Origin of the sequence: Mesorhizobium ciceri WSM4083 (assembly GCF_000519305.1) — a bacterium.
Taxonomy (GTDB): domain Bacteria; phylum Pseudomonadota; class Alphaproteobacteria; order Rhizobiales; family Rhizobiaceae; genus Mesorhizobium; species Mesorhizobium ciceri_B.
In genome coordinates this window covers 88,856-113,479 of record NZ_JAFG01000003.1, presented here as the reverse complement: position 1 = coordinate 113,479, position 24,624 = coordinate 88,856, and the positions used below count along the sequence as shown (strand labels likewise).

Genomic DNA, 24,624 nt, shown 5'->3' with positions numbered 1-24,624 from the left:
CCCTAGCATCGCGAACGGTGCGGCGACAGTGGCGGGCAGGGTGGAAACACCGAAGACTGTGCAAAACCGGTTGGAGCGCTGGCCGCATTTCCGACCGGGTTGCCCTATTCGTGCCTTAGCGCGTCGATCGGGTCGAGCCTGGCGCCGCGCAGCGCCGGGAAGAAGCCGAACACCATGCCGATCAGCGCGGAAAAGCCGACGGCGAGCAGGATCACCGCCGGGCTCGGCGCGAAGGGGATGGTCAGCGTCACCGCGGCGAGGCCGGCCAGCGCCAGCCCGATCAGGATGCCGATGATGCCGCCAAGCAGCGACAGCACCGTCGCCTCGACCAGGAACTGGATCAGGATGTGCTTTTCATGCGCGCCGATGGCGAGCCTGATGCCAATCTCGCGGGTGCGCTCGGTGACCGACACCAGCATGATGTTCATGATGCCGATGCCGCCGACCAGCAGGCTGACGCCGGCGACGGCGCCCAGCATGCCGGTCATGGTGGTTGTGGCGCTGGCCATGGCGTCGGCGATCTGCGTCATGTCGCGGATGGCGAAATCGCTCTCGCGGTCGGGCGTGATGCGGCGCGCATCGCGCAAAATGTCCTCGACGCGGGGCTGCAACTCGCTGGTCGGTGTGCGGTCGTCGGCGGCGATGTAGATGTTGTCGATGTCGCGGTTGCCGGCGATGCGGCGCTGATAGGCATGCAGCGGCATCAGCACGACATTGTCCTGGTCCTGGCCGAAGCCGGTATAGCCCTTGGGCTCGAGCAGGCCGATGATCTTGCAGGAGGTGCGGTTGACGCGGATGATCTCGCTCTCCGGATCGCCGGCGCCGAAGAATTGCTGGCGCACCGTCTCGCCGATCAGGCATACGCCGGTGCCCGAGCGGGTCTCGGAATCGCTGAACGGGCGGCCCGATACCAGCTTCCAGTCGCGCGCATCGAGATAGGCGCTGTCGGTGCCGGTGACGCCCGAGGTCAGGCTCTCGGTGCCGAAGATGACGCGGACCTGCTTTTGCGAGGCCGGCGAAATCGCGCGGGCACCGCTGAGATGCGCAACCAGTGCCGCCAGGTCCTTTTCGGCCAGCGGACGCACCACCTGGTCGAGCCCGCCCGGACCGCCGGGGCCGGCCGGGCGGCCGGAGCGGACGACCAGCAGATTGCTGCCGAGCTTGGAGATGTCGGCCTTGACCTTTGCTGTGGTGCCCGAGCCGATGGTGAGCATGGCGATGACGGCGGCAACGCCGATGACGATGCCAAGCAAGGTCAGGAACGAGCGCAGCACGTTGCGGCGGATCGAGCGCAGCGAGAGGCGGACGGTTTCCCAGATCATGGTTGTGCGATCTCCAGCTTCCTGGAATCAGAGGCGACGTGGCCGTCGAGGAAGCGGATGGTGCGTTCGGCATAGTCGGCGACGTCGGCCTCATGCGTGACCATGGCGATGGTCAGGCCAAGCTCGGTGTTGAGCCTAGTCAGCAGCTCCATGATCTCGTGCGTGCGGGCGGTGTCGAGATTGCCGGTCGGCTCGTCTGCGACCAGGAGTGTCGGGCGGGTGACGATGGCGCGCGCGATCGCCACGCGCTGCTGCTGGCCGCCGGACAGTTCGGCCGGCGTGTGGTGCTCGCGGCCGACAAGGCCGACCTCCGCCAAGGCCTGCATGGCGAGGTCGCGGCGCTCTCGCGCGGCAACACCGCGATAGATCAGCGGCAGTTCGACATTTTCGGCTGCCGTGGTGCGGGCCAGCAGATTGTAGCCCTGGAAGACGAAGCCGACATAGAGGTTGCGCAGCATGGCGCGGCGGTTGCGGTCGAGGCGGCCGGCGTCGATGCCCATGAAGGAGTAGGTTCCGGCCGTCGGCGTGTCGAGGCAGCCGATGATGTTCATCGCCGTCGACTTGCCCGAGCCGGACGGCCCCATGATGGCGACGAATTCGCCACGCCGGATGGCAAGATCGACGCCGGCCAGCGCATGCACCTTGGCCTCGCCCTGGCCATAGCTCTTCCAGACCTTGTCGAAGGTGATGAGGGTCGCGCCCGCAGCCACGGTATCAGCTCCGCTGCTGCGACGCGGTGATAATTTGTGCGCCTTCGTCCAGACCCGAAATGATCTCGGTCAGTTCGCCGTCGGTGGAGCCGATCTTGACATTGACCGGGTGCGGACGCCCGTTCTCCAGCACGTAGAGCGTGCGAGAGCCGTCGGTGGGCGCTGTCGCGGCCTGGCGTTGGCGGTTGCCGCCGGGGCGCCCCATGCGGCCGGTGAACAGGTCGCTCAGGCTCCAGCCGCGGGCGGCCTGCTGCGCCGGACGATATCGGAAGGCGGTGGCCGGCACGGTGAGCACGCCCTTGGCCTGCTTTGTGACGACCGAAACGGTGGCGGTCATGCCGGGCCGCAGCAACAGCTCGTTGTTGTCGACCTCGAGCCGCGCATTGTAGGTGACGACGCCGTCGGTGGTCACCGAGGCATAGGAGATGTCGCGGATCTCGGCATCGAACGGCCGCTCGGGGAAGGCATCCACGGTGAAGCGGGCATGCTGGCCGGACTTGACCGCGCCGATATCGGCTTCGTCGACCGCCGCCACCAGTTCCATGTTCCTGAGATCGGCGGCGATGATGAACAGCACCGGCGCCTGCAGTGAGGAGGCAACCGTCTGGCCGGGATCGACCGATCGCGTCAGCACGATGCCGTCGATCGGCGCATAGATGGTGCTCTTGGCAAGGTCGGTCTGCTGCGCCTTGAGGTCGGCCTGGGCGATGGCGAGGTTGGCCTGCGCACTGTCGAGCGCTGCCTTGGAACGGTCGCGCGTGGCGGTTGCTGCTTCAAGCGACTGGTCGGTCGCCATGCCGCGCTTGGTCAGCGCTGCTGCGCGGACAAGCGCCTTCTCGTTTTCGGCCAGCGTGACCGTGGCGTCCTCGACATTGGCGGCGGCGCCCTTGGCCGAAGCTTCGGCGCGCTCGATCTGGACTTCGAGTTTCACCGTGTCGAGTGTCGCCAGCACGTCACCCTTCTTGACCTGCTGGTTCTCCTCGGCCGAGACGGAGCGGATGATACCGGACAGTTCGCTTGAAATGTCAACCTGGGTGAGTGGCTGCAGCGTGCCGGTCGCCGATACCGCGACGGTGAGGTCGGCCTTGGCGGCAGGCACGGTGGTGTAGTCGATCCTGGCCGGCGAGCCGGCATACCACTGATAGACGCCGAGCCCGGCGACGAGCACGATCAGCGCCAGCAGCGCATAGAGCCAGCCGCGCCGGCGCGACTTGCGCTGACCCGTTCTGTCGAGCCCGAGCGCCGTCTCGATGGCGGAATCCGATTCCGTCCTTGGCAGATTGACAATCTGGTCCACGCTGGACCCCTATAATGCGCAATGTCCCTATCTGTGCACAGATCAGGCTTACTGGTTCAAATATCAAATTAAATTTCGCCCATGTTGGGATTGAGGCAGGAATGAAAACCCGGAATTACTTACTTTACGATGTGTTTACGACCGAGCGACTGGCCGGCAATCCTTTGGCCGTCGTGCTGGACAGCAAGGGATTGGACACGGCCGCGATGCAGGCCATCGCGCGCGAATTCAACCTTTCCGAATCGGTTTTCGTGCTGCCGCCGGACAATCCCAAGCACAAAAACCGCATCCGCATCTTCACCCCCGACTATGAAATGCCGTTCGCCGGCCATCCAACGGTCGGCGCCGCGATCGCGCTGGCCGAACTGGCGCAAGAGGGCGGCGCCGGCATTTTCGTGCTGGAGGAAAATATCGGCCCGGTGCGGTGCGCCGTCAGCGAGCACGACGGCAACACTTTTGCCGAGTTCGACTTGGCCAAGCTGCCGGAGCCGCTGAAGCTCGAAGCCGATCCGGAGGCGATCGGTGCCGCGCTTGGGCTGACGCCGCATGAGATCGGCTTCGAGAATCACCGCGTCGCGTTCTGGTCGGCGGGCGTGCCCTACGTCACCATCCCGGTTGCCAATCTGGAGGCGGCGGGCCGCATCAGGCTGGACAACCAGGCCTGGTCGGAACTGGCGCCGCGCAAGAGCGAGTGGGCCTTTGCCAGCCCCTATGTCTACTGCCGCGAGACGGTGAACCACGAAAGCGCCTTCCATGTGCGCATGATCGTGCCCGGCACGCCTTCCTACGAGGATCCGGCGACCGGCTCGGCGGCTGCGGCCTTTGCCGGCGCCATCATGCATTTCGACGCACCGACCGACGGCATTTCGCAGCTGTGGATCGAGCAGGGGCTGGAGATGGGCCGACCATCGCGCATCCGCCTCGAACTGACCGTGCAAGGCGGAAAACTGGCCTCGGCGCGCATTGGCGGCAACGCGATCAAGGTGGCGGAGGGCAAGCTGTTCGTGTGATCGAACGCATGCTCGGTCGATTTGTCGGGAAATGATTCCGGCAGGGCTGGACAGGACCGATGGTGGCGGCTATATGCCCGCCAACGCCGGTTTTTGCCGGCCGAGTGGGTGCGTAGCTCAGTTGGTAGAGCAGCTGACTCTTAATCAGCGGGTCCACAGTTCAATCCTGTGCGCACCCACCATTTTCCGCTGATATTTCAATGTGTTGCAAGCGAAGCGGGGTCACGAGCCCCGCGTCAAATCCGCAAAAAGGCAGCTCCCTAGGCAACAGGCTGCTGGTCATATGTGTATCTCTTGATATTGAGGGCGACGATGTACTCTTCCCGCATTAATTTGACGACCAAGGGGTACGGGATTGAAACGTGGGGCGTGCCCGCCGCATAATAGGCGACTTGATAGGACGAGAAGTGGATATCAAGGCTGTTTTCGCTGAAAACGAACGATCGAAAATCCGACCATTTTTCCGTTCCTTCGTTTACCCACTCCTCTTCTAAGCCGATCACGGTGCCGGGGTCTGGCTCCTCGTCTCCCCACGGATTGTATTTTACCAACCGCTGACGAACTTCCTTTTGTAAAATTGAAAACGCAACATCGGGCGTCACGAAAACACTTTCAAGCGATTCGATTCTGATAAGTGGTTCAAGCAGAAATGCAAAAGTCTTATGGCCGTGCGTAGGGTGCGCTGCCCCGGCACCATACCAATTCATATTGTATAGAAGTGTAACAATTTTATTGCAAAATATAGGGTCTCCGCAATGGGCGTCGAATGTGCTGGTTCGAGACCATTTGTCCTGGGCATAGTTATAAGTTTCCGATCTTTGTTCAAATTTGCTTCGACGGTAAGAAAATAAATTTTCGATCAGAGCACCTCTAACGTGCTGGCCGATCTGAGCTACGTTCGGAATTATTGTGGAAGAAAAATCCAATATCTGAAGTTCAACCGCATAACCCGGTGTCCCCTCCCACTCTTCCTTGATTAAAGAGGAGTGCCAGGTGATTTTCTGATCCAACTGCACGCGCTCACGCTCGCCGCCCAGCCGCTCGATCTGATGAGATATTGCATCGGATAACGCTTCTCTAAAATCAGATTGGCTGGTGAATAAAGCTTGAATGCTTTTAAATTGTTCAGGAATGGGGCTGTCATCAATAAGGACTGGTATTATAAAAATATCATCAATCAATTTTTCTTGATATTTTTCCAAAGACAGCTTCAGCTGTCTTTGGATATAGCCTCGACGGTCGCGCGAATTTTTCGACCAAAGAATGACAATGATAGATGACCTATCCAGAGCGCGTTTAATTTCAAAATCCCAATTTTGCCCGCCTTTAATTTTCTTGAAGTCAACCCAGCTTTCAAAGCCGTTTTGCTTAAGCCAATCGTATAATTCCCCCGCCGCCTCACGGTCCGGCCTAGCGTAGCTTATGAAAACTTGAAAGTCGCTTTCCAAGGGATACCTCTCCGACTCTGTGCCCCACTATAGATTTCTCCGTCATCCGAATCTAGGAGACGACGTGAGAGTTGCGGCCCGGCAAGGCGTTCGTGGAGAGCCTTCATCGGCTCACCCGTCGGTGCAGTAGAGTCTCGTATTTACTTCTCCGACACACCAGCCTCGGCAAAGCTTGCCATGCGGGCATGGCACTCCAGCGCCGAACGGACGATGTTGACGGCCAGGCAGGCGCCGGAGCCTTCGCCGAGCCGCATGCCGAGATCGAGCAGCGGCGGCAGGCCGAGGGCTTCGAGCAGGCCGCGATGGCCCGATTCGGCCGAAACGTGAGCGGCGATTGTGTGGGCGAGGCCGGTTGGGTGCATCTTTGCCAGTGGGGCTGCGGCGGCGGTGCAGACGAAGCCGTCGAGCAGCACAGGGATGCCCAGATGGCGGGCCGCCAGCGTGGCGCCGAAGATGGCGGCGAGCTCGCGGCCACCGAGTGCGGCAGCAATGCCCAGCGGGTCGGCAAGGGCGGCGGCGTGGCGCTTCAGGCCGGCTTCGATGGCGACCACCTTGCGCTTGAGGCCGACGTCGTCGACACCGGTGCCACGCCCGGTCCACTTTTCCGCGCCACCGCCGAACAGCGCCGCTGAAATGGCGGCTGCCGGCGTGGTGTTGCCGATGCCCATCTCGCCGAAGCAGATCAGGTCGAGATCCTTCGTCATCGCATCATAGCCGGCCGAGACCGCCGCCAGAAAGGCCGCTTCGTCCATCGCCGGCCCTTGCGTGAAGTCGCCGGTCGGATGGTCGAGATCGAGCGGGATGACGTCGAGTTCGGCGCCGGCCATGCGGGCAAGCTGGTTGATGGCGGCGCCGCCGCCGGCGAAGTTCGCCACCATCTGCACGGTGACTTCCGAGGGATAGGCCGACACGCCTTGCGCGGTGACGCCGTGGTTGCCGGCGAAGACGAAGACTTTTACGCGGTCGAGTTTCGGCATGTCGCGGCCCTGCCAGCGCGCCAGCCAGGCGGCGATGGTCTCCAGCCGGCCGAGACTGCCTTGCGGCTTGGTCAGCGTGTCCTGGCGGCGGGCGACCGCATTGGCCGCTCCGTCGCTGCCGGCCGGCAAGTCGAGGCAGGCGGCGCGCAATTCACTAAGCGATTTGAAGGGCATGGGGGCAAAGTCTCCGAAAGGGAATCAGGCCAAGGGGGTCAGGAAAGCGCTACGGATGCGACAAGCAGCACCGCGATCTCGCTTGCCTGCTGCAAGGCGCCGATCGTGTCGCCGGTCTGGCCATCGATTTGGTTGAGGCAAAGGGCGCGGAACGCGGCAAACAGCAGGCCAAGCAGGATCAGCGCGAAAACGGCGCCGCCGAGCCCAAGCAAGAGCAGCGGGATCGCGCCGAGCACGGCGCCGGCGATGGCTGTTTCCTGCGAGACGGTGCCGGCATCGGCCGACAGGCCATCGATCCGCGCTGGGGGCAAGAGATGCATAAAGGCGCCGAGCAGGCCGCGCGAGGCCGCGTGTGCGGCCAGGAGGGCGAACAGTGCCTGTGTGGGGTCGACGAGCTGCGACAGCGCGCTCCAGCGGATGAGCAGCGACAGGCCCAGCGCCATGGCACCGTAGGCGCCGATGCGGCTGTCGCGCATGATCTCGAGTTTGCGGCCGCGCGACTTGCCGCCGCCAAAGCCGTCGGCGACGTCGGACAGGCCGTCCTCATGCAGGCAGCCGGTGGTGAGCACGGTTGCGACGAGGGCGAGGGCGGCCGCAGGCCCCATGGCAAGGCCAAACCGCTCCGCCGTGGCAAAGACGATGGCGCCGATAAGGCCGACGACGAGGCCGGCAACAGGGGCGGCCCAGATCGCGGCGGCAAGGCTGCGGCCGCGAAAGTCGAGGACAGGGAGCGGCAGTCTGGTGAAGAAGACCAGGCAGAGCGCGATGTCGCTGGGGATTTGTCGTGGCGAAACGATGATGTTCCGGACCATGAGCCTGATCTTTTCCGAAAACCGGTCGCCATTTTTCGGCATCTTATTCTAGCCCCTCGCAATGGCGTGGAAAAAGGTACCGCTGACATGGCCACGCCGATAGCCGGAGGCGCCGATCGGATTGCCCTGGCCGTCGGCGAGGTCGGCCAGCGGCTCGTCATTGCCGGTAGAGGTCATCTGGGCATAGTGGAATTCGTGGCCACGGATCAGCGCGCCAGCTGAGCCCAGCGGGCAATCGGCACGCAACCGCGCCTCGCGATAGCCGAGGTTCATCTTGCGTTTGGCGAAGCTAGTGGAATGGCCGAGCAGGCCCAGCATGCGATGCGTTTCGCCGGAGGCATCCTCCAGCGCTTCGCCAAGCACCATGAAGCCACCGCACTCGCCATGGATGGGCTTCGTCGCGGCGAAACGCGCCATGCCGGCGCGGAAAGTCGCGGCGGCGGCGAGGCGGCCGGCGTGAAGCTCGGGATAGCCGCCGGGCAGCCAGCAGACATCGCAGTCCTCGCCGGGCACCTCGTCGGCGAGCGGCGAGAACGGGATAATTTCCGCGCCAGCCTTGCGCCAGTAGGCGGCGACATGCGGATAGAGGAAGGTGAAGGCGGCATCCTCGGCCAGCGCGATGCGCTGGCCGGGCGGCTGCAGCGCGCCGGCGAAACCGCCAGACGCCGGGGTGAGGGGCGTTGCCAGGGCCATGATCGCATCGAGGTCGAGCGACTTTTCCGCCATGTCGGCCAGCCGGTCGAGATGCGCCATCAGGTCGTCGTATTCGCCCGCCTGGACAAGACCGAGATGGCGCTCGGGCAGGTTGAGCGTGGGGTCGCGCAGGATGGCGCCGACGACCGGCAGGCCGATCGCCTCGATGGCCTCGCTGCACAGCTTGCGGTGCCGCTCACTGCCCAACCGGTTGAGTACGACACCGGCCATGCGCACATCCAGGTCATAGGTGGCAAAACCCTTCGCAACGGCTGCCGCGGTGGTCGACTGGCCGGAAACGTCGAGCACCAGCAGCACCGGCAGGCCATAGAGGCGCGCTAGGTCGGCCGCCGAGCCGGTGCGGCCCGTTGCGGCCGGAATGCCGTCGAACAGTCCCATGGCGCTTTCGAGGATGACGAAATCGGTGTCGTCGGCGGCCTGCGCGGCGAGCGCATTGAGCAGCGAGGGCGGCATCGCCCAGCTGTCCAGATTGACGCCGGACAGCCCCGTGGCGGCGGTGTGGAAGCCGGGGTCGATATAGTCGGGGCCGGATTTGGCGCCGCGCACCTTCAGCCCGCGCCGGGTCAGCGCGCGCAGGATGCCGATGGTGACACTGGTCTTGCCGGAGCCGGAGCGCGGCGCGCCGATGATGATGGCGCGGGCCGTCATGCTTGCCCCGCCAGTGCCGCGCGCATGGCAACGATGCCGCCAACGACGATCAGTGCCGGCGAGGCAAGACCGGCGGCGGCCGCTTCCTCGGCAATAGTGGCGAGCGTGGCGACGACGGTTCGTTCCTGCGGCGTCGTTGCGGCGACGATCACAGCCGCTGGTGTCGACGGCGCCAGACCGCCATCGAGCAGTGCCGCGGCGATCAGGGGCAGATTGGCCATGCCCATATAGACGACGACAGGCTGGCCGGTGCGGGCGATCGCCGCCCAGTCGAGATCGTCATCGGTGCCGGCAGCGTGACCGGTGGCCAGGATCACAGCCTTGTTGATGCCGCGCATGGTGGCCGGGATGCCGGTCGCGGCCAGCGCGCTGAGGCCGGACGTCAGGCCGGGCAGGACGCGGAAGGGAATACCTTCCCGCGCGAGCGCCAGAGCTTCTTCGCCGCCACGGCCGAAAATATAGGGGTCGCCGCCCTTCAACCTGATGACGCGACGGCCATCGCGCGCCAGCCGCACCAAAAGGGCGGTGATGTCGTCCTGTTTCATCGACGGTTTTCCGCCACGCTTGCCGGCAAAGAAAAGCTCGGCTTTTTCGGCAACGGCGACGACATCGGATGAAACCAGCGCGTCGTAGACCAATGCATCCGCTTCGGCCAACGCCGCCAACACTTCGAGCGTCAGGCAGCCGGGGTCGCCGGGGCCGGCGCCGGCCAGCCAGACATGGCCGGGTTCGAGCCGGCGCGGCTTGAAATTCAGCCGTGACAAGGCTTTTTCGAGCGTGGCGTTTTCGCCGATGTCTTTGGTGCTGCCGCTCACAATCCGTCCCGTCCGCGAAAACGCCGCTGGTAATGGGCGTCGTATAGTGAACTCTCGCCAAAACCTTCCGCGGCCAGCGAGCGGCCGACGAAGATGATCGCCGTGCGTTCCATAGGATCGGCGGTCAGCAGCGCCTCGATCGTCGCCAGCGTGCCGGTCAGCACACGCTCGTCCGGCCAGGACGCGCGGAAGACGATCGCCACCGGGCAATCGCCGCCATAGTGCGGTGTGAGTTCGGCGACGACGCGGTCGATGGCGTGGATGGCCAGATGAATGGCCAGCGTGGCGCCGGTGCGGCCGAAGCCGGCCAGCGTTTCGCCCAGCGGCATCTTTGACGCACGTCCGGAAATGCGGGTCAGCACCAGGCTTTGCGCGACTTCGGGAATGGTCAGCTCGCGGCGCAATGCGGCGGCGGCGGCGGCGAAGGAGGGCACGCCCGGCGTCAGCGTGTAGGCAATGCCGTGCTTTTCCAGCCGGCGGATCTGCTCGGCCACGGCGCTCCACACCGACAGGTCGCCGGAATGCAGCCGCGCGACATCATGGCCTGATTTGTGCGCCTCGAGATAGGCGGCCTCGATTTCGTCGAGCGACATCGGTGCGGTGTCGATCAGTTTTGTCCCCGGCGCGCAGTGCTGAAGCAATTCGGGTGCGACGATCGAGCCGGCATGGAGGCAGACCGGGCAACTCGCCAGCAGCCTTGCGCCGCGCAGCGTGATGAGATCGGCGGCACCGGGACCGGCGCCGATGAAATGAACGGTCATGGCGCATCTCCGCTGATGGCGATGGCACAAGTGACCGGGCCGAGCACCGTGCGGGGGCCGAGCAGTTTTGCCCCGGTGCCAGCAACGGCGAGGGCTGACGCCTCGGAAACCGAGGGCGTGCCGGCAACATCCTGCGAGAGATTGCGCGTGGCCCCCTCATCCGGCCCTTCGGGCCACCTTCTCCCCGCTGGGGAGAAGAGATTGGCACCGCCGCTGGCAATCTCCTCTCCCCTCGGGGAGAGGTCAGCCGAGCGAAGCGGAGGCTGGGTGAGGGGGAGCGCCGGTTCGGATCCGGCAACGTCCACCACTATGACAGGGAGGTCGAGTTTACGGCCGGCAGCGAAAATGGCCTCTTCGTTGCGCTTGAATTCAGTCGTGGCCAGCGCCGAAAGCGCTGTCATCACCAGCCCATGCGCCTCGAGCGCGGTTTCGATCGCCGCAAGCACGTCTTCGACTCTCACGCCCTTTCGGCAGCCTATGCCTGCGACCATCATGGCTTCACCCAGCACCATTGGGTGACCGGCATGGCCGGCCGCCAGGCCTGCATCGAGCCAACTGGCGCCGCGCGGGAGATGGCGATCCGGGCAAGGTCACCGCCAAGCGAGATGTGTCGGGCAAGGAGCAGGGTTTCCATCTCCAGCGTCACCGCGTTTGCCACGAGACGGCCGCCAGTGTGCAGCGCCTTGATGGCGGCGTTCAAGACACCGGCATCGCTGCCGCCGCCGCCAATGAAAATCGCATCAGGCGTGTCCAGCCTGGCAAGCGCCTTGGGGGCGCTGCCTTCGACCACGACAAGGCCGGGAACGCCACAGGCGGCGGCGTTGCGGCCAATGCGGGCGGCGCGGGCCGGATCGGCCTCGATGGCAATAGTGCGCATGGAAGGGTGGGCCAGCATCCATTCGATGCCGATGGAACCGGAGCCGGCGCCGATGTCCCACAGCAATTCGCCGCGCCTCGGCGCCAGCGCCGACAAGGTGATCGCACGGATTTCGCGTTTGGTGATCTGGCCGTCATGGTCGAACAGATGATCGGCAAGGCCTGATGTGAGCGGCAGGACGCGCGCATCCGGGCCGGATTCAATCTCGATCGCCAGGACGTTGAGCGGATTGATGTTTTCGAGATCGAAGGCGTCGGCACGCGCGGTGTGCAGGTTTTCGTTCGGACCACCCAACGCTTCCAGCACCGTCAGCTGCGAGGCGCCGAAGTCGAGTTCCGTCAGCAGGCGCGCGATCGCCGCCGGTGCGTTGGCGTCCGAGGTCAGGGCAAGGATACGGGCGCAGGGCTGCAGCAGCGGCCGGATCAGGTCGAGCGGCCGGCCATGCAATGAGACGGTCTCGATATCCTGCAGCGCCCAGCCAAGCCGGGCGGCCGCCAGGGAAACGGCCGACGGCGCGGGGATGACATGCATCTCCTGTGGCTTGACCTTGCGGGCGAGGGTGGCGCCGACACCGTGGAAGAATGGATCGCCGGAGGCAAGCACGCAGACGTTTCGGCCGGCAAGCGCCAGCACGTCGGCCATCTCGGTATCGAAAGGCACTGGCCAGGGTCGCGGCTCGCCCTTGGCGAAGGACGCGACCAGCGCCAGGTGCCGCTTGCCGCCGAAGATGATTTCTGCTTCGGCAATCCGCTGCTTGGCCTCGTCGCCGAGACCCGCTAAACCGTCCTCGCCGATACCGACGACCGTCAGCCAGGCGGCTCGCGATTGACGCTCAGCAGGCATGATGACCCACCGTATTCTGATCCTCGGCGGCACCACGGAAGCGCGGCAACTGGCCGGAAAACTGGCAGCGCGCGCGGATATCTCGGTTACGCTGTCCCTGGCCGGGCGCACCGAAAGCCCGGTCGCGCAAGGCGTGCCGGTGCGAACGGGGGGCTTTGGCGGTGCCGATGGATTGGCCGATTATTTGCGGAAAGAACATACCGACCTGCTGATTGACGCCACGCACCCCTATGCGGCGCAAATCTCCACCAATGCCGCGCAAGCCGCGCGCATGGCCGGCGTGCCGATCCTTGCCCTGCGGCGCCCCGGCTGGGAGCCTGTCGAGGACGACCGCTGGACGCAGGTCGATACGTCTGGCGAGGCCGCGCAAGCGCTTGGACCTGCGCCGCGTCGCGTTTTTCTGGCGCTCGGCCGGCAGGAGGTCGCCTCTTTCGAGGCAGCACCGCAGCACCATTATCTCATCCGCAGCGTCGATCCCGTCGAGCCTAAACTGGCCGTGCCCGATGCCGTCTATCTCTTGGCCCGTGGCCCGTTTCGCGAGGCGGAGGAACGCGCGCTGCTTGAAAAGCATCGCATCGATGTCGTCGTGTCCAAGAATAGCGGCGGCAAGGCTACCTACGGCAAGATCGCCGCCGCAAGGGCGCTTGGCCTCGACGTTGTGATGGTCCAACGGCCAGCCTTGCCGGACGTGCCGTCGGCTGAAACCGTGGAGGCGCTGGCCGTGATGGTCGATCATTTTGTCGAGCCTGCTGCCGAACGCGGCGTGTAGACCAGCGCCCGTTTGTCGCCGCGCTTGATGATCCGGGTTTCCGGCGAGCCGATGATGATGCAAGTCGCCATGTCGGCCTTTTGCGCGTCAACATCGGCCAGCAGATAGACCTCGATGTGCTCGTCCGGGCGGCCGGCAGCGCGGCCAAAAATCACCGGCGTGGTGCCCGGCAGGATCGCAGTGAGGCATTCGAAGGCACGGCCGAGCTGCCAGGGGCGCGCCTTGCTGATCGGGTTGTAGAGCGCGATGACGAAGCCGGCGCCGGCCGCCGCCAGCAGGCGCAATTCGATCAGCTCCCACGGCTTCAGATTGTCGGACAGCGAGATGGCGCAGAAATCATGGCCGAGCGGCGCGCCGATGCGGGCGGCGACGGCGAGCATGGCGGTGATGCCGGGCACCACGGTGACATCGACCGCGCGCCATTCGGCCGGACCGGCCTCGATCGCCTCGCAGACGGCCGCCGCCATCGCGAACACGCCGGGATCGCCGCCGGAGACGACCGCGACGTCGTGGCCCTCGGCGGCTTTGACCAGTGCGTCCTTGGAGCGGGCAAGTTCCTCGCGATTCTCGGAAGCGACGCGCGTCTGGTCCGGGCGGAGCTCGAGCCGGTCGATATAGGGTTTGTAGCCATAGAAGAATTTCGCCTCGGCGACAGCGCGGCTGGCTTCCGGCGTGACCTGTTCGGGATTGCCAGGGCCAAGGCCAATGACTGTGAGACGGCCGCTCATGCTTCGCCTCCCAAAACGCCGGGGCGGCCGGACCAGCCGGCGACCAGCACGATGGCGAAATAGGGCGCCTTGTCATCCTGCTTGTCGGCAAGCTTCATGGAGACGCTGCCGGCCATGGTGCCGCGCTCGACATAGACGGCGCGCGACAGCTTGGCCGTAGCTTCAAGCGCCCGCCTGATCTTGGGCAGGTTGCGGCCGACCTTCATGATGACGGCGGCATCGGTGTCGGCCAGCCGGCGTGTCAGCTCGAACTCGCTCATCGTGCCGGGCAGAACGGTCAGCACATCGTCGCCCTGGACGATCGGAATACCAGTCTGCGACCAGCAGCCCGACATGGCGGTAACGCCGGGAATGACTTCGGTCGGGAAGCGATGGGCGAGCCGCACATGCAGATGCATGTAGGAGCCATAGAACAGAGGATCGCCCTCCGACAGCACCGCAACCATCCTGCCGGCTTCGAGGTGCTCGGCGACCCGCTCGGCCGACTCCTCATAGAAAGCCGTGATCTGCGAGCGGTAGTCGTCGTGATCCCTAGCGATCTCGGTGGTGACGGGATAGAGCAGCGGCAACTCCAGCATATCCGGCCGGAAACGTGTTTCGACGATGGCGCGCGCGTTGCTGTTGTTGCCGCGCTTGGCGAAATAGGCCACGACATCGGCTTCGGCCAAGGCGCGCGCGGCTTTCAGCGTCAGCAGTTCGGGGTCGCCGGGACCGGTGCCGACGCCAACGAGACGACCTTTGGCAAGCGTGTTCACAGGCCGGGCCTCGCCAATGAATTGAGCGCGGCGGCGGTCATGGCGCTACCGCCAAGCCGGCCGCGCACGATGGCGTAGGGCACGCCGTAGGAATTCTCGGCCAGCGCGTCCTTGGATTCGGCAGCGCCGACGAAGCCGACCGGCATGCCGATGATGGCCGCAGGCTTCGGCGCGCCGTCGCGCAGTTTTTCCAATAGATAGAACAGCGCGGTCGGTGCATTGCCGATGGCAATCACCGAGCCCGCCATGCGCTCGCCCCACAAATCGATCGCGGCGGCCGAACGGGTGTTGCCGATCTCCCTGGCGATGTCGTGCGTGCGCGGATCGCGCAAGGTGCAGATCACCTCGTTGCCCGCCGGCAGCCTGGCGCGGGTGACGCCATGCGAGACCATTTCCGCATCGCAGAAAATCGGCGCGCCGGCCGCCAAAGCGGCGCGGGCGGCGGCAACGAAATCCTTGGAGAACACAAAATGACTTGAAGCTTCGACCTGCCCGCAGGCATGGATCATGCGGATGGCGACATCGGCCTCGGCTTCTGAGAAGCGCGAAAGGTCAGCCTCGGCGCGGATGATAGCGAAGGAGCGCTCGTAGATCGCCGTACCGTCATGGATATAGTCGTAGGCGGCCATGCTCATTTCCGTTTTTCAGTTTGGGCCTGTCGGTAAGCCTCGGCGATTGCCACCGGCCCGAGCCTTGTCAGGCAAGCAGCGGCGGTTTCGCCTTGATATCGTGTGCTGCGGATCATTGCCGCGACGCGGCCGATGCCGCGCGCGGCGTCATAGCCCGGCCTGTAGCCCGCAGGAAGAGCCTTTGCCATCGCGTTCACGACAAGTCCGGCTCCGTTTTCGCCGCCGACGATCGTCAGCGTCGCCGGACCGGGGTGGGCGCAGCCCTTGGCGCATCCGGAAATGTGCAAGGTGAATTCGAGGATGTCGGCGTTTTCAGCCGCGATCGTCTCGGCGATGTCGCGCGTGGCGATGCGGCCGGAGGCGCAGGCCGGCGTGCCGGGGCAAGCGGCGATGCGCGTGCGCGGGTCGGTGGGGGAGATGACGAAGCCGAGGGTGGCGGCGGTGTGTTGGAGTGGTTGGTTAGCGGCCGGTGGCTGTCCGAGGAGGAGCAGGGCGCGGCCGGGGGCTAGGCGGATTTCGGTTGTGCCGAGGGTGTGGGCGGCTTGCGCGAGGGCGATGAGCTTGTCGGCGGGCATGCTGCCGTAGGGGAGGGCGACGCCGAGGGCGAAAGTGTTGCCGGCTAAGGGGAAAAGGCCGATAGGTTTGCGCGAGGCGCCCCCCTCTGCCCTGCCAGACATCTCCCCCTCTAGGGGGGAGATTGGCAGCTTCGACGCCGGCTTTTCCTTAACAACATCGGAGACTGGCGAAACCATCGGTGACAGCGCAATCTCCCCCCTAGAGGGGGAGATGTCCGGCAGGACAGAGGGGGGCGCCATAGAATGCCAACCTGCGAGAGAGGCTAGTTGTCTCTCAGACAGATCCCTTGCATGGGCCTCACGGCCTTTTTCGGCCACCATTCTTAGGGCCGCGACGGTGATGTCGCATGCCGAGCCTTCATCGGCAGTGACAAGCCGCCTCGCATTCCACCCGTCACCCGCGACAGACACTCGCCAACGAACTCCGGCATCGGTGCGCGTTGCAGCAAGCCGCACATCGGCCGTCACCGCATCCATTGTCAGTTGCCCGCCGCCGTCGACAACCACCGAAACCTTGGGCCCTAACCGTTGCGTCAGCCCAGCATCCTCGACCGCCGCCCTGATCCGTTCCGCCAGCGGTCGGGGATCGGCAATCTCCTGCGGATCAATGCCGGCCAGCGGCCCGGTCTCGACCGGCACGTCTGTGTGAACCGCAATGGCCAGTGCATCGACCTCCGCTGCCAGCAACGCCGCGCTTTCCGCCGTCAGGCCGCGTATCTGCAGGCTGCCGCGCGCGGTGACCTCCATGATGCCGTTGCCGTGACGCAAAGCGGATTCCGCGAGTCCGATCAAAAGCTTGGGAGACAATCCTCCAGCGACCGGGTTGAGCCGCACCAGCAGGCCGTCGCCGGTCTGCATCGGCGCGGACAAAGCCGGGCAGGCGCCGCGACGCGAGAAGGCGTTCATGCCGCCACCCCAAGTGCTTCTGCCTCGGCAATCAGGGCGGTCAAATCGTCGTCGATGGAATTGCGCAGGGGATGCCAGAGGCCGCGCCGGCGCGCCGAGAGGAAGCGCTCGGCGATGACTTTGGCCGCGGCTGGGTTCTCGCGCAGGATGAAGGCGCGGACCATGGGATCGCCGAGATAGGCATCATGAACCGCCTCGATCAGCGTGCCCGAAATGGCGTGCGTGGTTTCGGCGAAGCCGACCAGCCGGTCGACGGTTTCTGCGAATTCCGAGGCGCCGCGTGGGCCGTGCCGCATCTGGCCTGATATGAAGCGTGGATTGACGGCGCGAGCACGCACGACGCGCGATACGGCCTCGCCGACCGAGCGCGGCTTCGGCCTTTGCGGGTCCGTGGTGTCGAGCACGATGACGTCGGCATTCCTGCCAAGGGCTGCAAGGGCAGCCGAAAAGCCGCCGATGAAGGCGACGTCGGCGGAGCCTTCGAGGATGTCGCGGCCGGGGTCGTCGCCGGTGTGGACGAGAAGATCGGCCTCGGCGATGCGGGTTTCGAAGGCGCCGGGCACCGATACGCCTTCGCCCTCGGCACCGCCATAGGCGTGCGATGTGGCGTCGAGATAGGCGCGGCCGATTTCTTCGCGCGCCGCCCAGTTGCCGGAGGACATGAGATCCTCGACGCCGGCGCCATACGTGCCGGGCGAGGTGCCGAAGATGCGCGGGCTGATCTTGCCGTCGGCGCGGGTTTTGGCCGCGAGCGGGTTTTCCGCATCGTCCTCGTCACGGGAGGCGACCGCGTTGGCGGCGGCATCGATCAGTGCGATCTGGGTCGGGAACATGTCGCGGAACAGGCCCGATATGCGCCAGGTGACGTCGACGCGCGGCCGGCCGAGCGTGGCCGGCGGCAGCACTTCGATGCCGGTGATGCGGCCGGTCGCCGAATCCCATTGCGGCCGGCAGCCCATCAGCGCCAGGCCTTGGGCGATTTCCTCGCCGCCGGTGCGCAGCGAAGCCGAGCCCCAGAGATCGATGACCAGCGAGCGCGGCCAGTCGCCATGCGACTGCATGTAGCCGCGCACGACTTCCTCCGCCGCGGCCTTGCCCAGATCATAGGCGGTCGGTGTCGGCATGGTGCGCGGGTCCGACGTGAACAGATTGCGGCCGGTGGGCAGAACGTCCGAGCGACCCCGCGCGGGCGCGCCGGCCGGGCCGGCCTTGACGTGGCGGCCATCGAGCGCGGCGAGCAGTGCCGCTTTCTCGGCTTCAGCACTTTGGCGGCGCATGGCGTCGGGTTCGTCCTCAGGGGCGCGGCCATAGATATGCAGCCCATCCTTGATGGCAAAATCCTTGAGGTCGCAGAGCCAGGCGTCGATGCGGCGCAGCGCTTCGTCCGGAGCGTCGGTCCCGGCGACGCCGGCTTCGGAGGCGAGGCCGGTTTTTTGCGCGGTGTCGACGATCAGTTTCGCCAGACGGTCGCGGCGGCGGCGGTCGAGCCCGTCGGCCTGGGCATATTCATCGACCAGCCGCTCGAGCTTGTGTTGGTTTTCGTCGAGCCCGGCGCCGGTCAGCGGCGGTGGCAGATGGCCAAGGGTGACGGCGGCGATGCGGCGCTTGGCTTGCGCCGCTTCGCCTGGGTTGGAGACGATGAAGGGATAGATGACGGGCAGGGGACCCGTGAGGATCTCTGGAAAGCAGTTTTCCGACAGCGCAACGGTCTTGCCCGGCAGCCACTCCAGCGTGCCATGGGCGCCGACATGGACCAGCGCGTGGACACCGAGCGATTTGCGCAGCCACAGGCCGAAGGCGATCAGCGCATGGCGTGGCGGGAGCGTCGGGTCGTGGTAGTCGGCGCGGCGGTCGGCGGAGCGGCCGCGATCCGGGGCGAGGGCGACGGTGACGTTGCCGAAGGTGGCGGCGCGGAAGGGGAAGCTTCCGCGCGAGGCGCCCCTCTCTGTCCTGCCGGACATCTCCCCCTCAAGGGGGGAGATTGGCAGTTTTGACGCTTCGCCCCCTCCCGCAACGTTGGAGATTGGCGAAAGCCGCAATGACAGCGCAATCTCCCCCCTTGAGGGGGAGATGTCCGGCAGGACAGAGGGGGGTGCCTCGCACAGCCCTGTGTCATCTTCTGCCGTACCCCAAGCGGCTTCTACCGCTGTAATCGCACCCGTCGGCAACTCCGTCGAAAGAGCGAGATAATCGTCCAGCCCCAGCCCATCGCCGCTCAACCCCAGCAGCCCCAGCAACTCACGCGGCGTCTCCGGAATCCCCTCAACCGCATAGCCCTGATCCCGCAGGTCCTGCAGCATGGCCAGCACGCTGGACGGCACATCAAGGCCGACGGCATAGCCGGTGCGGCCGGGGGCGCTGGGATAATCGGGTATCAGGATCGCCAGTTTGCGATCGGCGCGGGGCGTCTCCTGCAACCGGATGAAGGCCGCGACGCGGTCAGCCACTTGCGCCACACGATCCGGTTCCGGCCGGTTGGCGAAGGCGCGGTGGCCAAGTGCGGGATCGATCTCGCTCTCGCCCTTGAAGGAAATGGCGCCAGCCAGGATGCGGCCGTCGAGCTCGGGCAGCACGACATGCATGGCAAGGTCGGCGGGCGCCAGGCCGCGCTGGTTGGTTTCCCAGACGTCACGGCGGGTGGTGGCGACGATGACCTGGAAGACAGGCACGCCGGCGCGGTCGAACAGGGTCTCGACGCCCGGTTCGGCACCGGACGCGAAAGCGGTCGCGGTGATGATCGCCGAGGGTTTCAGCCAGGCCAGCGCGGTTTCCACGAACGCCAGGGATGCGGGGTCCTTGAGGCTGGAGACGAAGATGGGGACTGGGTTGATGCCGCGCTGTCGCAGAGCTTCAAAAAGTGCGTCGATCGGCGCGACATCGGCGGCCAGCAGCATCGAGCGGTAGAACAGGATAGGCACGACCTTTCCCTCCCCCTCGAGGGGAGGGTGGCCCGCAGGGCCGGGTGGGGTCGATACGACCGGACTCGACGTTTCTTTAGGTCGGCGCGTTTCGGAGAGGACCCCACCCCCGGCCTGCGGCCGGACCCTCCCCTCGAGGGGGAGGGGGACGACGCCGCGGCCGGGTTCGTAGTAGCCAACTTTCGGCACAGCGACCGGCTCTGCTACCTCCGCATCCTGTCCCGCCAGCCGCGCCAGCCTCCGCACCAGCGCGCTCATATTCGCCGGGCCGCCCTCGCGGAAATAGTCGAGCAGGTCGTCGAGTTCCTGTCGCGGCAGCGTAGAGGCTTCGATCAGGCGCAGATCCTCGTCGCGGCATTCGCCGGGCAGCAGCGCCAGCTTTATGCCGTGCGCGCGGGCGGTCGAGGCAAGCTGGTCGCAGCCGTAGCGCCACCAGTCGTAGCCGCCGAGGATGCGCACGAGGATGATCTTGGCGTGGCGGGCGACGCTGTCCACCCAGAGGTCGACGGACATGGGATGGCGCAGGTCGCGCAGTGCGGCCAGTCGCATCGAGGGCAGGCGGTCGGCATCGGCCTTCCACGCCGCCGACAGTCCGGCGAGGTCGCTGTCGGTGAAGGACAGGGCCACGATATCCGCCGGCATCTGCCGCAGATCGACCGGCTCGGCGAGGTCGTCGAGCGAGGCGGATGTCGTGGTTAGGATGTGCATCGCAATCCGTGTCCGAAATCAGCCGGCGAGTATACGCTCGATCGCCGGGCGGTTCAGCCCTTTCAGGCCGATGACGACGAGGCGGGAGCGGCGGTCGTCCGTGGCGGTCCAGGCGCGGTCATAGTAGTGGTTGACGCGCGGCCCGACGGCCTGCAGCAAGAGCCGCATCGGCTTGCCGCCGACTTCGACGAAGCCTTTCACGCGCAGCACGTTCTCTTCTTCGGCGACCGTGGCGACACGCTTTGCCAGTTCATCGGGATTGGCGACCGAGGCAATGTCGACAATGAACGTGTCGAAGTCGTCATGCTCATGGTCGAAGGCGCCGTCATGATGGGATTTGCGGTTTTCGATGTCGTCCTCGACGGCGAGACCGAGCCCGAGCAGCACCGAGGGATCGACCTTGCCATGCGACGTCGGCACGATCTTCACCGCGCGGGCGGAGTGTTCGCCAATGATGGCATTGGCGCGGGCGGTGCCGGCGGCGTCCATCAGGTCGCTCTTCGACAGGATGATCAGGTCGGCGCAGGCTATCTGATCCTCGAACACTTCTTCCACCGGATCGTCGTGGTCGAGCGTCTCGTCCCCGGCGCGCTGCGCCTGCAGGGCATCCATGTCGTTGGCGACGCGACCCTCGGCCAAGGCCGGGCCGTCGACCACGGCGATGACGCCGTCGACTGTGACGCGGCTTTTCACGCTCGGCCACTGAAAGGCCTGGACCAGCGGCTTGGGCAGCGCCAGGCCCGAGGTTTCGATCAGGATATGGTCGACCCTCGGCGTCAGCGACAGGATCTTGTCAAGCGCCGGCACGAAATCGTCGGCGACGGTGCAGCAGATGCAGCCATTGGCCAGTTCGACGATGTTTTCCTCCGGGCAGGTGTCGATGCCGCAGCCCTTCAAAATCTCGCCGTCGATGCCGATGTCGCCAAACTCGTTGACGATGATGGCAATGCGCTTGCCGCCGGCGTTTTCCAGGAGATGGCGGACCAGCGTCGTCTTGCCGGCGCCGAGGAAGCCGGTGACGACGGTGCAGGGAACGCGCGAGACGGAAGCAGTCATGATCAGTCCTTCAACAGGTCGAGGGGAGGGATGCGGGCAACGAGGCCACGCTTCAGGCTATCAGGGCGGCCGCGCCAGGGAATGAGGCCGTCCTTCGAGGTGGAGAAGAGCTTGGCGCCCGTGACGAGATCGGCGCCGCTGGTCGTGGTCAGGTCGCCGAAGACGTAGCTCCAGCAGCCGTCGCGCAGGATCGCGGCGCTGAGGCGCCGCTTGCAATTGCCGAGGCATTCGACGCTGCGGATGCGGATGTCTTCGCCGGATGCGGCGCGGCGCGTGTCGTCCGCCAGCAATTCGCCGGCGCGGGGATGAGCGTCGGAGCCGGTCTCATTGCGGCAGGAGGCGCAGACGATGATGGTGACGCCGGCCAAGGCATCATCATGGCCGGACGAAATATCCGCTGTGCCAGCCGAAAAACTGCTGTCGTGGTCCAAAGATCGGGCTCCTTGCCCGGAAACCCGCCGGGCGATCGGATTCTAAAGTCGCAGACGGCAGGTCTCCTGGCTCGCGGGTCATCGCCTTGGGTAGCCGCCTTCCCGGGAACTCCCAGTGGCTTTCGGCCTTGGCTCTTCGCTTACAGTTGCGGGGACAGCCGCGGATTTGGGATTTTTGCCCGCACCGCATTCCCTCTTAGCCCTTGCCGTTGCGGGCAAGGGACCATCTGGAACCGGATTTAGGCTTTTGCGGGCGGCGGTGTCAACGCGAGCTTACGACACGGCGATGTCGGCCAGCGCCGGGCCCAAATCGCCGGCCGGGGTCACTTCCATGCGCTCAAGGCCAAGCCAGCCCTGCATCTGCTTCAATTCCTCGAACAGTTCTGCAGCGGTTTCAGGCGGCGCGCCAGCCTCCGCATAGGCCGCATGGACGCGCAGTATGCTGGCCGGGCGATCGGCCTTGAGGTCGACGCGCGCCACGATCCGGTCGCCGAGCAGGAAGGGCAGGACATAATAACCGTATTGCCGCTTGTCGGCCGGCGTGTAGATCTCGATGCGGTAGTGGAAATCGAACAGCCGCTCCGTGCGCGACCGTTCGAAGACTACCGGATCGAACGGCGCCAGCAAGGCGCGGGCCTCGACTTTGCGCGGCAGGCGGGCATCCCGGTGAAGATAGGCCGGCTTGTCCCAGCCTTCGACACGCACCGGCAGCAATTCGCCTGTTTCAACCAGTTCCTCCAGCCGGCCTTTCATGTCGGCCGGCGACAGGCGGAAATAGTCGCGCAAATCGCCTGATGTCGCCACGCCGTGGGCGCGGGCGGAAATGCGCAGCAATTCGCGGTGCGCGTCCTCAGGCGTCGGCACCGGCAAATCGAGGACCGCCTGCGGCAGCACGCGCTCGGGCAGATCATAGAAGCGCTCGAACCCGCGACGGTGCGCCGTGGTGATGCGGCCGGCCCAGAACAGCCATTCGAAGGCATGCTTGGCGTGGCTCCAGCCCCACCAGCCGCCCGAACCTTTCTGGCCTTCCAGCGCGGAAGCGGCGATCGGGCCCCGCTCGGCGACCTGGCGGTAGATCTCCTCGATGTAGGCGGCATGTTCGCGGCCCCATTTGGCGAGCCCCAGATACATTTCATCGCCGCGCTCGGCGCGCTGCATGCGCCAGCGCATCAGCGGGTATGTCTCGACCGGCAGGAAGGAGGCCTCATGCGCCCAGTATTCGAAAACCGTGCGCTTGCGCGTCACGGCCGCGTTGTCGAGCAGCGAGAACGGGTAGGGGCCAAGGCGCGAATAAAGCGGCATGTAATGAGCGCGCACCACCGCACTGACGGAATCGATCTGCAACAGGCCGGTGCGGGAGAGGGTGCGGGCAAAATGCCGGCGGTCGGGCGTGCCGGCCGGGCGGGGATCGAGGAACCCCTGGGCGGCAAGTGCGATGCGCCTGGCCGTGGGGAGCGAGATCTTTTCCTTCATGCAGGCATCACTTTGAAGTGTTTTGACCGAGGGTCGAATGGCTGATTCCAACCCATGCTAGCAGGGTTTTGGCGGCATCCATGTCAGGAGAGAAAAGTGGAGTAAAAAGCGAAGGAAATCAAACAAGAGCGGATCGGACCAGTTTGCCGCGATATGCCGTCCAGGTCGATGTTTTGAACAAGGTTTGACTTGCTTCGCTGGAAGTGCTGCGCTAACCCTCGCCGCGTTGCAGCATAGGCCCTTAAAACGGTTCAGCGGTTAAACTGTCACGCTTCCGCATTAGGGTCCGGTGCTGTAATCAAAGTGGATTGCGCCAACGGAAAGCCGAGCATGAACGCACTCTTGAGCTCATACCTGCCCATCGTCCTGTTCATAGGCGTGGCGCTGGTTGTCGGCCTGGCGCTGCTGGCCGCGCCCTTCCTGGTGGCTTACCGCAATCCCGATCCCGAAAAGCTTTCCGCCTACGAGTGCGGTTTCAACTCGTTCGACGACGCGCGCATGAAGTTCGACATCCGTTTCTACCTGGTGTCGATCCTGTTCATCATCTTCGACCTGGAAGTGGCCTTCCTGTTTCCGTGGGCGGTTTCGTTTTCGAAGATTGGCATGCTCGGTTTCTGGTCGATGATGGTGTTTTTGGCGGTGCTGACCATCGGCTTTGCCTATGAATGGAAAAAAGGAGCGCTGGAATGGGATTGAACGACAGTTCAGGCACCCTCGTCGCGCCGAAGCCCAAGGGTATTATCGATCCCAACACCGGCAGGCCGGTGGGGGAGGACGATCCCTTCTTCCTCGAGATCAACAATGAGTTGGCCGACAAGGGCTTTCTGGTCACTTCGACCGAGGCGCTGATCACCTGGGCGCGCAGCGGGTCGCTGATGTTCATGACCTTCGGCCTCGCCTGCTGCGCGGTCGAAATGATCCACACCTCGATGCCGCGCTATGATTCGGAGCGGTTCGGTGTCGCGCCGCGCGCGTCTCCGCGCCAGTCCGACATCATGATCGTCGCCGGCACGCTGACCAACAAGATGGCGCCGGCGCTGCGCAAGGTCTACGACCAGATGCCGGAGCCGCGCTACGTCATCTCGATGGGCTCCTGCGCCAATGGCGGCGGCTATTACCACTATTCCTATTCGGTGGTGCGCGGCTGCGACCGCATCGTGCCGGTCGACATCTATGTGCCCGGCTGCCCGCCGAGCGCCGAGGCGCTGCTCTACGGCATTCTTCTCCTGCAGAAGAAGATCCGCCGCACCGGCACGATCGAACGGTAA

At 65.2% G+C, this 24,624-nt stretch carries 23 protein-coding genes, 1 tRNA gene and 1 riboswitch; of the genes, 5 read left to right on the top strand and 19 right to left on the bottom strand.

The window, feature by feature from the left end:
- Positions 1-104 precede the first annotated feature (104 nt).
- The 3 genes from MESCI2_RS0100570 to MESCI2_RS0100560 are packed head-to-tail and all read right to left on the bottom strand — an operon-like array spanning position 105 to position 3,329.
- Entirely contained in the window at positions 105-1,322 is a 1,218-nt protein-coding gene (locus MESCI2_RS0100570; RefSeq protein ID WP_027034835.1) for an ABC transporter permease, read from the bottom strand.
- Positions 1,319-2,032 carry an ABC transporter ATP-binding protein gene (locus MESCI2_RS0100565; protein ID WP_027034834.1) on the bottom strand — a complete coding sequence of 238 codons (714 nt, stop codon included), beginning with the start codon at positions 2,030-2,032 and terminating at the stop codon, positions 1,319-1,321. Before MESCI2_RS0100565 ends, MESCI2_RS0100570 begins: the two co-directional genes overlap by 4 nt.
- 4 nt (positions 2,033-2,036) lie before the next feature.
- Positions 2,037-3,329 carry an efflux RND transporter periplasmic adaptor subunit gene (locus MESCI2_RS0100560; protein WP_027034833.1) on the bottom strand — a complete coding sequence of 431 codons (1,293 nt, stop codon included), beginning with the start codon at positions 3,327-3,329 and terminating at the stop codon, positions 2,037-2,039.
- Positions 3,330-3,430: 101 nt separating this feature from the next.
- Between MESCI2_RS0100560 and MESCI2_RS0100555 the strand changes: the two genes are divergently transcribed.
- A complete protein-coding gene (locus tag MESCI2_RS0100555) occupies positions 3,431-4,339 on the top strand; it encodes a PhzF family phenazine biosynthesis protein (RefSeq protein WP_027034832.1) in 909 nt (302 codons plus the stop codon).
- 106 nt (positions 4,340-4,445) lie between these two features.
- Positions 4,446-4,521 (top strand) — tRNA-Lys (locus MESCI2_RS0100550).
- Positions 4,522-4,599: 78 nt separating this feature from the next.
- Here MESCI2_RS0100550 and MESCI2_RS0100545 read toward each other — a convergent pair.
- The 8 genes from MESCI2_RS0100545 to MESCI2_RS0100510 form a co-directional block, all read right to left on the bottom strand.
- Positions 4,600-5,787, bottom strand: a complete 1,188-nt coding sequence (locus MESCI2_RS0100545; protein ID WP_027034831.1) for a TIR domain-containing protein — start codon at positions 5,785-5,787, stop codon at positions 4,600-4,602.
- Positions 5,788-5,927: 140 nt separating this feature from the next.
- Positions 5,928-6,938: a nicotinate-nucleotide--dimethylbenzimidazole phosphoribosyltransferase gene (gene cobT, locus MESCI2_RS0100540; RefSeq protein WP_027034830.1), complete on the bottom strand. Its 1,011-nt coding sequence runs from the start codon at positions 6,936-6,938 to the stop codon at positions 5,928-5,930.
- Between the two features lie 38 nt (positions 6,939-6,976).
- Complete coding sequence (gene cobS / locus MESCI2_RS0100535) at positions 6,977-7,750, bottom strand: adenosylcobinamide-GDP ribazoletransferase (protein WP_032900342.1); 774 nt, start codon at positions 7,748-7,750, stop codon at positions 6,977-6,979.
- A 48-nt stretch (positions 7,751-7,798) separates the two neighbouring features.
- Positions 7,799-9,112, bottom strand: coding sequence for a cobyrinate a,c-diamide synthase (locus MESCI2_RS0100530; protein ID WP_027034828.1), 1,314 nt, complete (start codon positions 9,110-9,112; stop codon positions 7,799-7,801).
- On the bottom strand, positions 9,109-9,927 hold the full coding sequence (cobA, locus tag MESCI2_RS0100525) for a uroporphyrinogen-III C-methyltransferase (RefSeq protein ID WP_027034827.1): 819 nt from the start codon (positions 9,925-9,927) through the stop codon (positions 9,109-9,111). Before cobA ends, MESCI2_RS0100530 begins: the two co-directional genes overlap by 4 nt.
- Entirely contained in the window at positions 9,924-10,688 is a 765-nt protein-coding gene (gene cobM / locus MESCI2_RS0100520) for a precorrin-4 C(11)-methyltransferase (RefSeq protein ID WP_027034826.1), read from the bottom strand. The genes cobA and cobM overlap by 4 nt, the downstream gene beginning before the upstream one ends.
- On the bottom strand, positions 10,685-11,182 hold the full coding sequence (locus tag MESCI2_RS0100515; protein WP_027034825.1) for a cobalamin biosynthesis protein: 498 nt from the start codon (positions 11,180-11,182) through the stop codon (positions 10,685-10,687). Before MESCI2_RS0100515 ends, cobM begins: the two co-directional genes overlap by 4 nt.
- A complete protein-coding gene (locus MESCI2_RS0100510; protein WP_027034824.1) occupies positions 11,179-12,408 on the bottom strand; it encodes a bifunctional cobalt-precorrin-7 (C(5))-methyltransferase/cobalt-precorrin-6B (C(15))-methyltransferase in 1,230 nt (409 codons plus the stop codon). The genes MESCI2_RS0100515 and MESCI2_RS0100510 overlap by 4 nt, the downstream gene beginning before the upstream one ends.
- Position 12,409: 1 nt before the next feature.
- Here MESCI2_RS0100510 and MESCI2_RS0100505 point away from each other — a divergent pair, with 1 nt between their 5' ends.
- A complete protein-coding gene (locus MESCI2_RS0100505) occupies positions 12,410-13,177 on the top strand; it encodes a cobalt-precorrin-6A reductase (RefSeq protein WP_027034823.1) in 768 nt (255 codons plus the stop codon).
- Here MESCI2_RS0100505 and MESCI2_RS0100500 read toward each other — a convergent pair.
- The 8 genes from MESCI2_RS0100500 to MESCI2_RS0100465 form a co-directional block, all read right to left on the bottom strand.
- Positions 13,141-13,905 carry a precorrin-3B C(17)-methyltransferase gene (locus tag MESCI2_RS0100500; protein WP_027034822.1) on the bottom strand — a complete coding sequence of 255 codons (765 nt, stop codon included), beginning with the start codon at positions 13,903-13,905 and terminating at the stop codon, positions 13,141-13,143. The genes MESCI2_RS0100505 and MESCI2_RS0100500 overlap by 37 nt on opposite strands.
- Positions 13,902-14,660: a precorrin-2 C(20)-methyltransferase gene (locus MESCI2_RS0100495; protein ID WP_027034821.1), complete on the bottom strand. Its 759-nt coding sequence runs from the start codon at positions 14,658-14,660 to the stop codon at positions 13,902-13,904. The genes MESCI2_RS0100500 and MESCI2_RS0100495 overlap by 4 nt, the downstream gene beginning before the upstream one ends.
- Complete coding sequence (locus MESCI2_RS0100490) at positions 14,657-15,289, bottom strand: precorrin-8X methylmutase (RefSeq protein ID WP_027034820.1); 633 nt, start codon at positions 15,287-15,289, stop codon at positions 14,657-14,659. The genes MESCI2_RS0100495 and MESCI2_RS0100490 overlap by 4 nt, the downstream gene beginning before the upstream one ends.
- Positions 15,290-15,291: 2 nt before the next feature.
- Positions 15,292-16,770, bottom strand: a complete 1,479-nt coding sequence (gene cobG, locus MESCI2_RS0100485; RefSeq protein WP_027034819.1) for a precorrin-3B synthase — start codon at positions 16,768-16,770, stop codon at positions 15,292-15,294.
- Complete coding sequence (locus tag MESCI2_RS0100480) at positions 16,767-20,396, bottom strand: cobaltochelatase subunit CobN (RefSeq protein ID WP_027034818.1); 3,630 nt, start codon at positions 20,394-20,396, stop codon at positions 16,767-16,769. The genes cobG and MESCI2_RS0100480 overlap by 4 nt, the downstream gene beginning before the upstream one ends.
- A gap of 18 nt (positions 20,397-20,414) precedes the next feature.
- A complete protein-coding gene (gene cobW / locus MESCI2_RS0100475) occupies positions 20,415-21,452 on the bottom strand; it encodes a cobalamin biosynthesis protein CobW (protein WP_027034817.1) in 1,038 nt (345 codons plus the stop codon).
- A gap of 2 nt (positions 21,453-21,454) precedes the next feature.
- Positions 21,455-21,883 carry a DUF1636 family protein gene (locus MESCI2_RS0100470; protein ID WP_027034816.1) on the bottom strand — a complete coding sequence of 143 codons (429 nt, stop codon included), beginning with the start codon at positions 21,881-21,883 and terminating at the stop codon, positions 21,455-21,457.
- A gap of 39 nt (positions 21,884-21,922) precedes the next feature.
- Positions 21,923-22,126, bottom strand: a riboswitch (cobalamin riboswitch).
- Between the two features lie 30 nt (positions 22,127-22,156).
- Positions 22,157-23,356, bottom strand: a complete 1,200-nt coding sequence (locus MESCI2_RS0100465) for a winged helix-turn-helix domain-containing protein (protein WP_027034815.1) — start codon at positions 23,354-23,356, stop codon at positions 22,157-22,159.
- Positions 23,357-23,686: 330 nt separating this feature from the next.
- Here MESCI2_RS0100465 and MESCI2_RS0100460 point away from each other — a divergent pair, with 330 nt between their 5' ends.
- Both MESCI2_RS0100460 and MESCI2_RS0100455 read left to right on the top strand, forming a co-directional pair.
- Positions 23,687-24,052: an NADH-quinone oxidoreductase subunit A gene (locus MESCI2_RS0100460; protein WP_010910112.1), complete on the top strand. Its 366-nt coding sequence runs from the start codon at positions 23,687-23,689 to the stop codon at positions 24,050-24,052.
- Positions 24,043-24,624 (top strand): NuoB/complex I 20 kDa subunit family protein, encoded by a 582-nt coding sequence (locus MESCI2_RS0100455; RefSeq protein WP_013531090.1) that lies wholly within the window; start codon positions 24,043-24,045, stop codon positions 24,622-24,624. The genes MESCI2_RS0100460 and MESCI2_RS0100455 overlap by 10 nt, the downstream gene beginning before the upstream one ends.

Excerpts from the sequence above, each read along its gene's own strand:
- MESCI2_RS0100510 (WP_027034824.1), bottom strand. The coding sequence starts at position 12,408 with ATGCCTGCTGAGCGTCAATCGCGAGCCGCCTGGCTGACGGTCGTCGGT.
- MESCI2_RS0100455 (WP_013531090.1), top strand. The coding sequence starts at position 24,043 with ATGGGATTGAACGACAGTTCAGGCACCCTCGTCGCGCCGAAGCCCAAG.
- cobG (WP_027034819.1), bottom strand. The coding sequence starts at position 16,770 with ATGAACGCCTTCTCGCGTCGCGGCGCCTGCCCGGCTTTGTCCGCGCCG.
- cobM (WP_027034826.1), bottom strand. The coding sequence starts at position 10,688 with ATGACCGTTCATTTCATCGGCGCCGGTCCCGGTGCCGCCGATCTCATC.
- cobS (WP_032900342.1), bottom strand. The coding sequence starts at position 7,750 with ATGGTCCGGAACATCATCGTTTCGCCACGACAAATCCCCAGCGACATC.
- MESCI2_RS0100490 (WP_027034820.1), bottom strand. The coding sequence starts at position 15,289 with ATGGCCGCCTACGACTATATCCATGACGGTACGGCGATCTACGAGCGC.
- MESCI2_RS0100555 (WP_027034832.1), top strand. The coding sequence starts at position 3,431 with ATGAAAACCCGGAATTACTTACTTTACGATGTGTTTACGACCGAGCGA.
- MESCI2_RS0100515 (WP_027034825.1), bottom strand. The coding sequence starts at position 11,182 with ATGATGGTCGCAGGCATAGGCTGCCGAAAGGGCGTGAGAGTCGAAGAC.
- MESCI2_RS0100465 (WP_027034815.1), bottom strand. The coding sequence starts at position 23,356 with ATGAAGGAAAAGATCTCGCTCCCCACGGCCAGGCGCATCGCACTTGCC.
- MESCI2_RS0100505 (WP_027034823.1), top strand. The coding sequence starts at position 12,410 with ATGACCCACCGTATTCTGATCCTCGGCGGCACCACGGAAGCGCGGCAA.
- MESCI2_RS0100570 (WP_027034835.1), bottom strand. The coding sequence starts at position 1,322 with ATGATCTGGGAAACCGTCCGCCTCTCGCTGCGCTCGATCCGCCGCAAC.
- MESCI2_RS0100460 (WP_010910112.1), top strand. The coding sequence starts at position 23,687 with ATGAACGCACTCTTGAGCTCATACCTGCCCATCGTCCTGTTCATAGGC.
- cobT (WP_027034830.1), bottom strand. The coding sequence starts at position 6,938 with ATGCCCTTCAAATCGCTTAGTGAATTGCGCGCCGCCTGCCTCGACTTG.
- MESCI2_RS0100500 (WP_027034822.1), bottom strand. The coding sequence starts at position 13,905 with ATGAGCGGCCGTCTCACAGTCATTGGCCTTGGCCCTGGCAATCCCGAA.
- MESCI2_RS0100530 (WP_027034828.1), bottom strand. The coding sequence starts at position 9,112 with ATGACGGCCCGCGCCATCATCATCGGCGCGCCGCGCTCCGGCTCCGGC.
- cobW (WP_027034817.1), bottom strand. The coding sequence starts at position 21,452 with ATGACTGCTTCCGTCTCGCGCGTTCCCTGCACCGTCGTCACCGGCTTC.
- MESCI2_RS0100480 (WP_027034818.1), bottom strand. The coding sequence starts at position 20,396 with ATGCACATCCTAACCACGACATCCGCCTCGCTCGACGACCTCGCCGAG.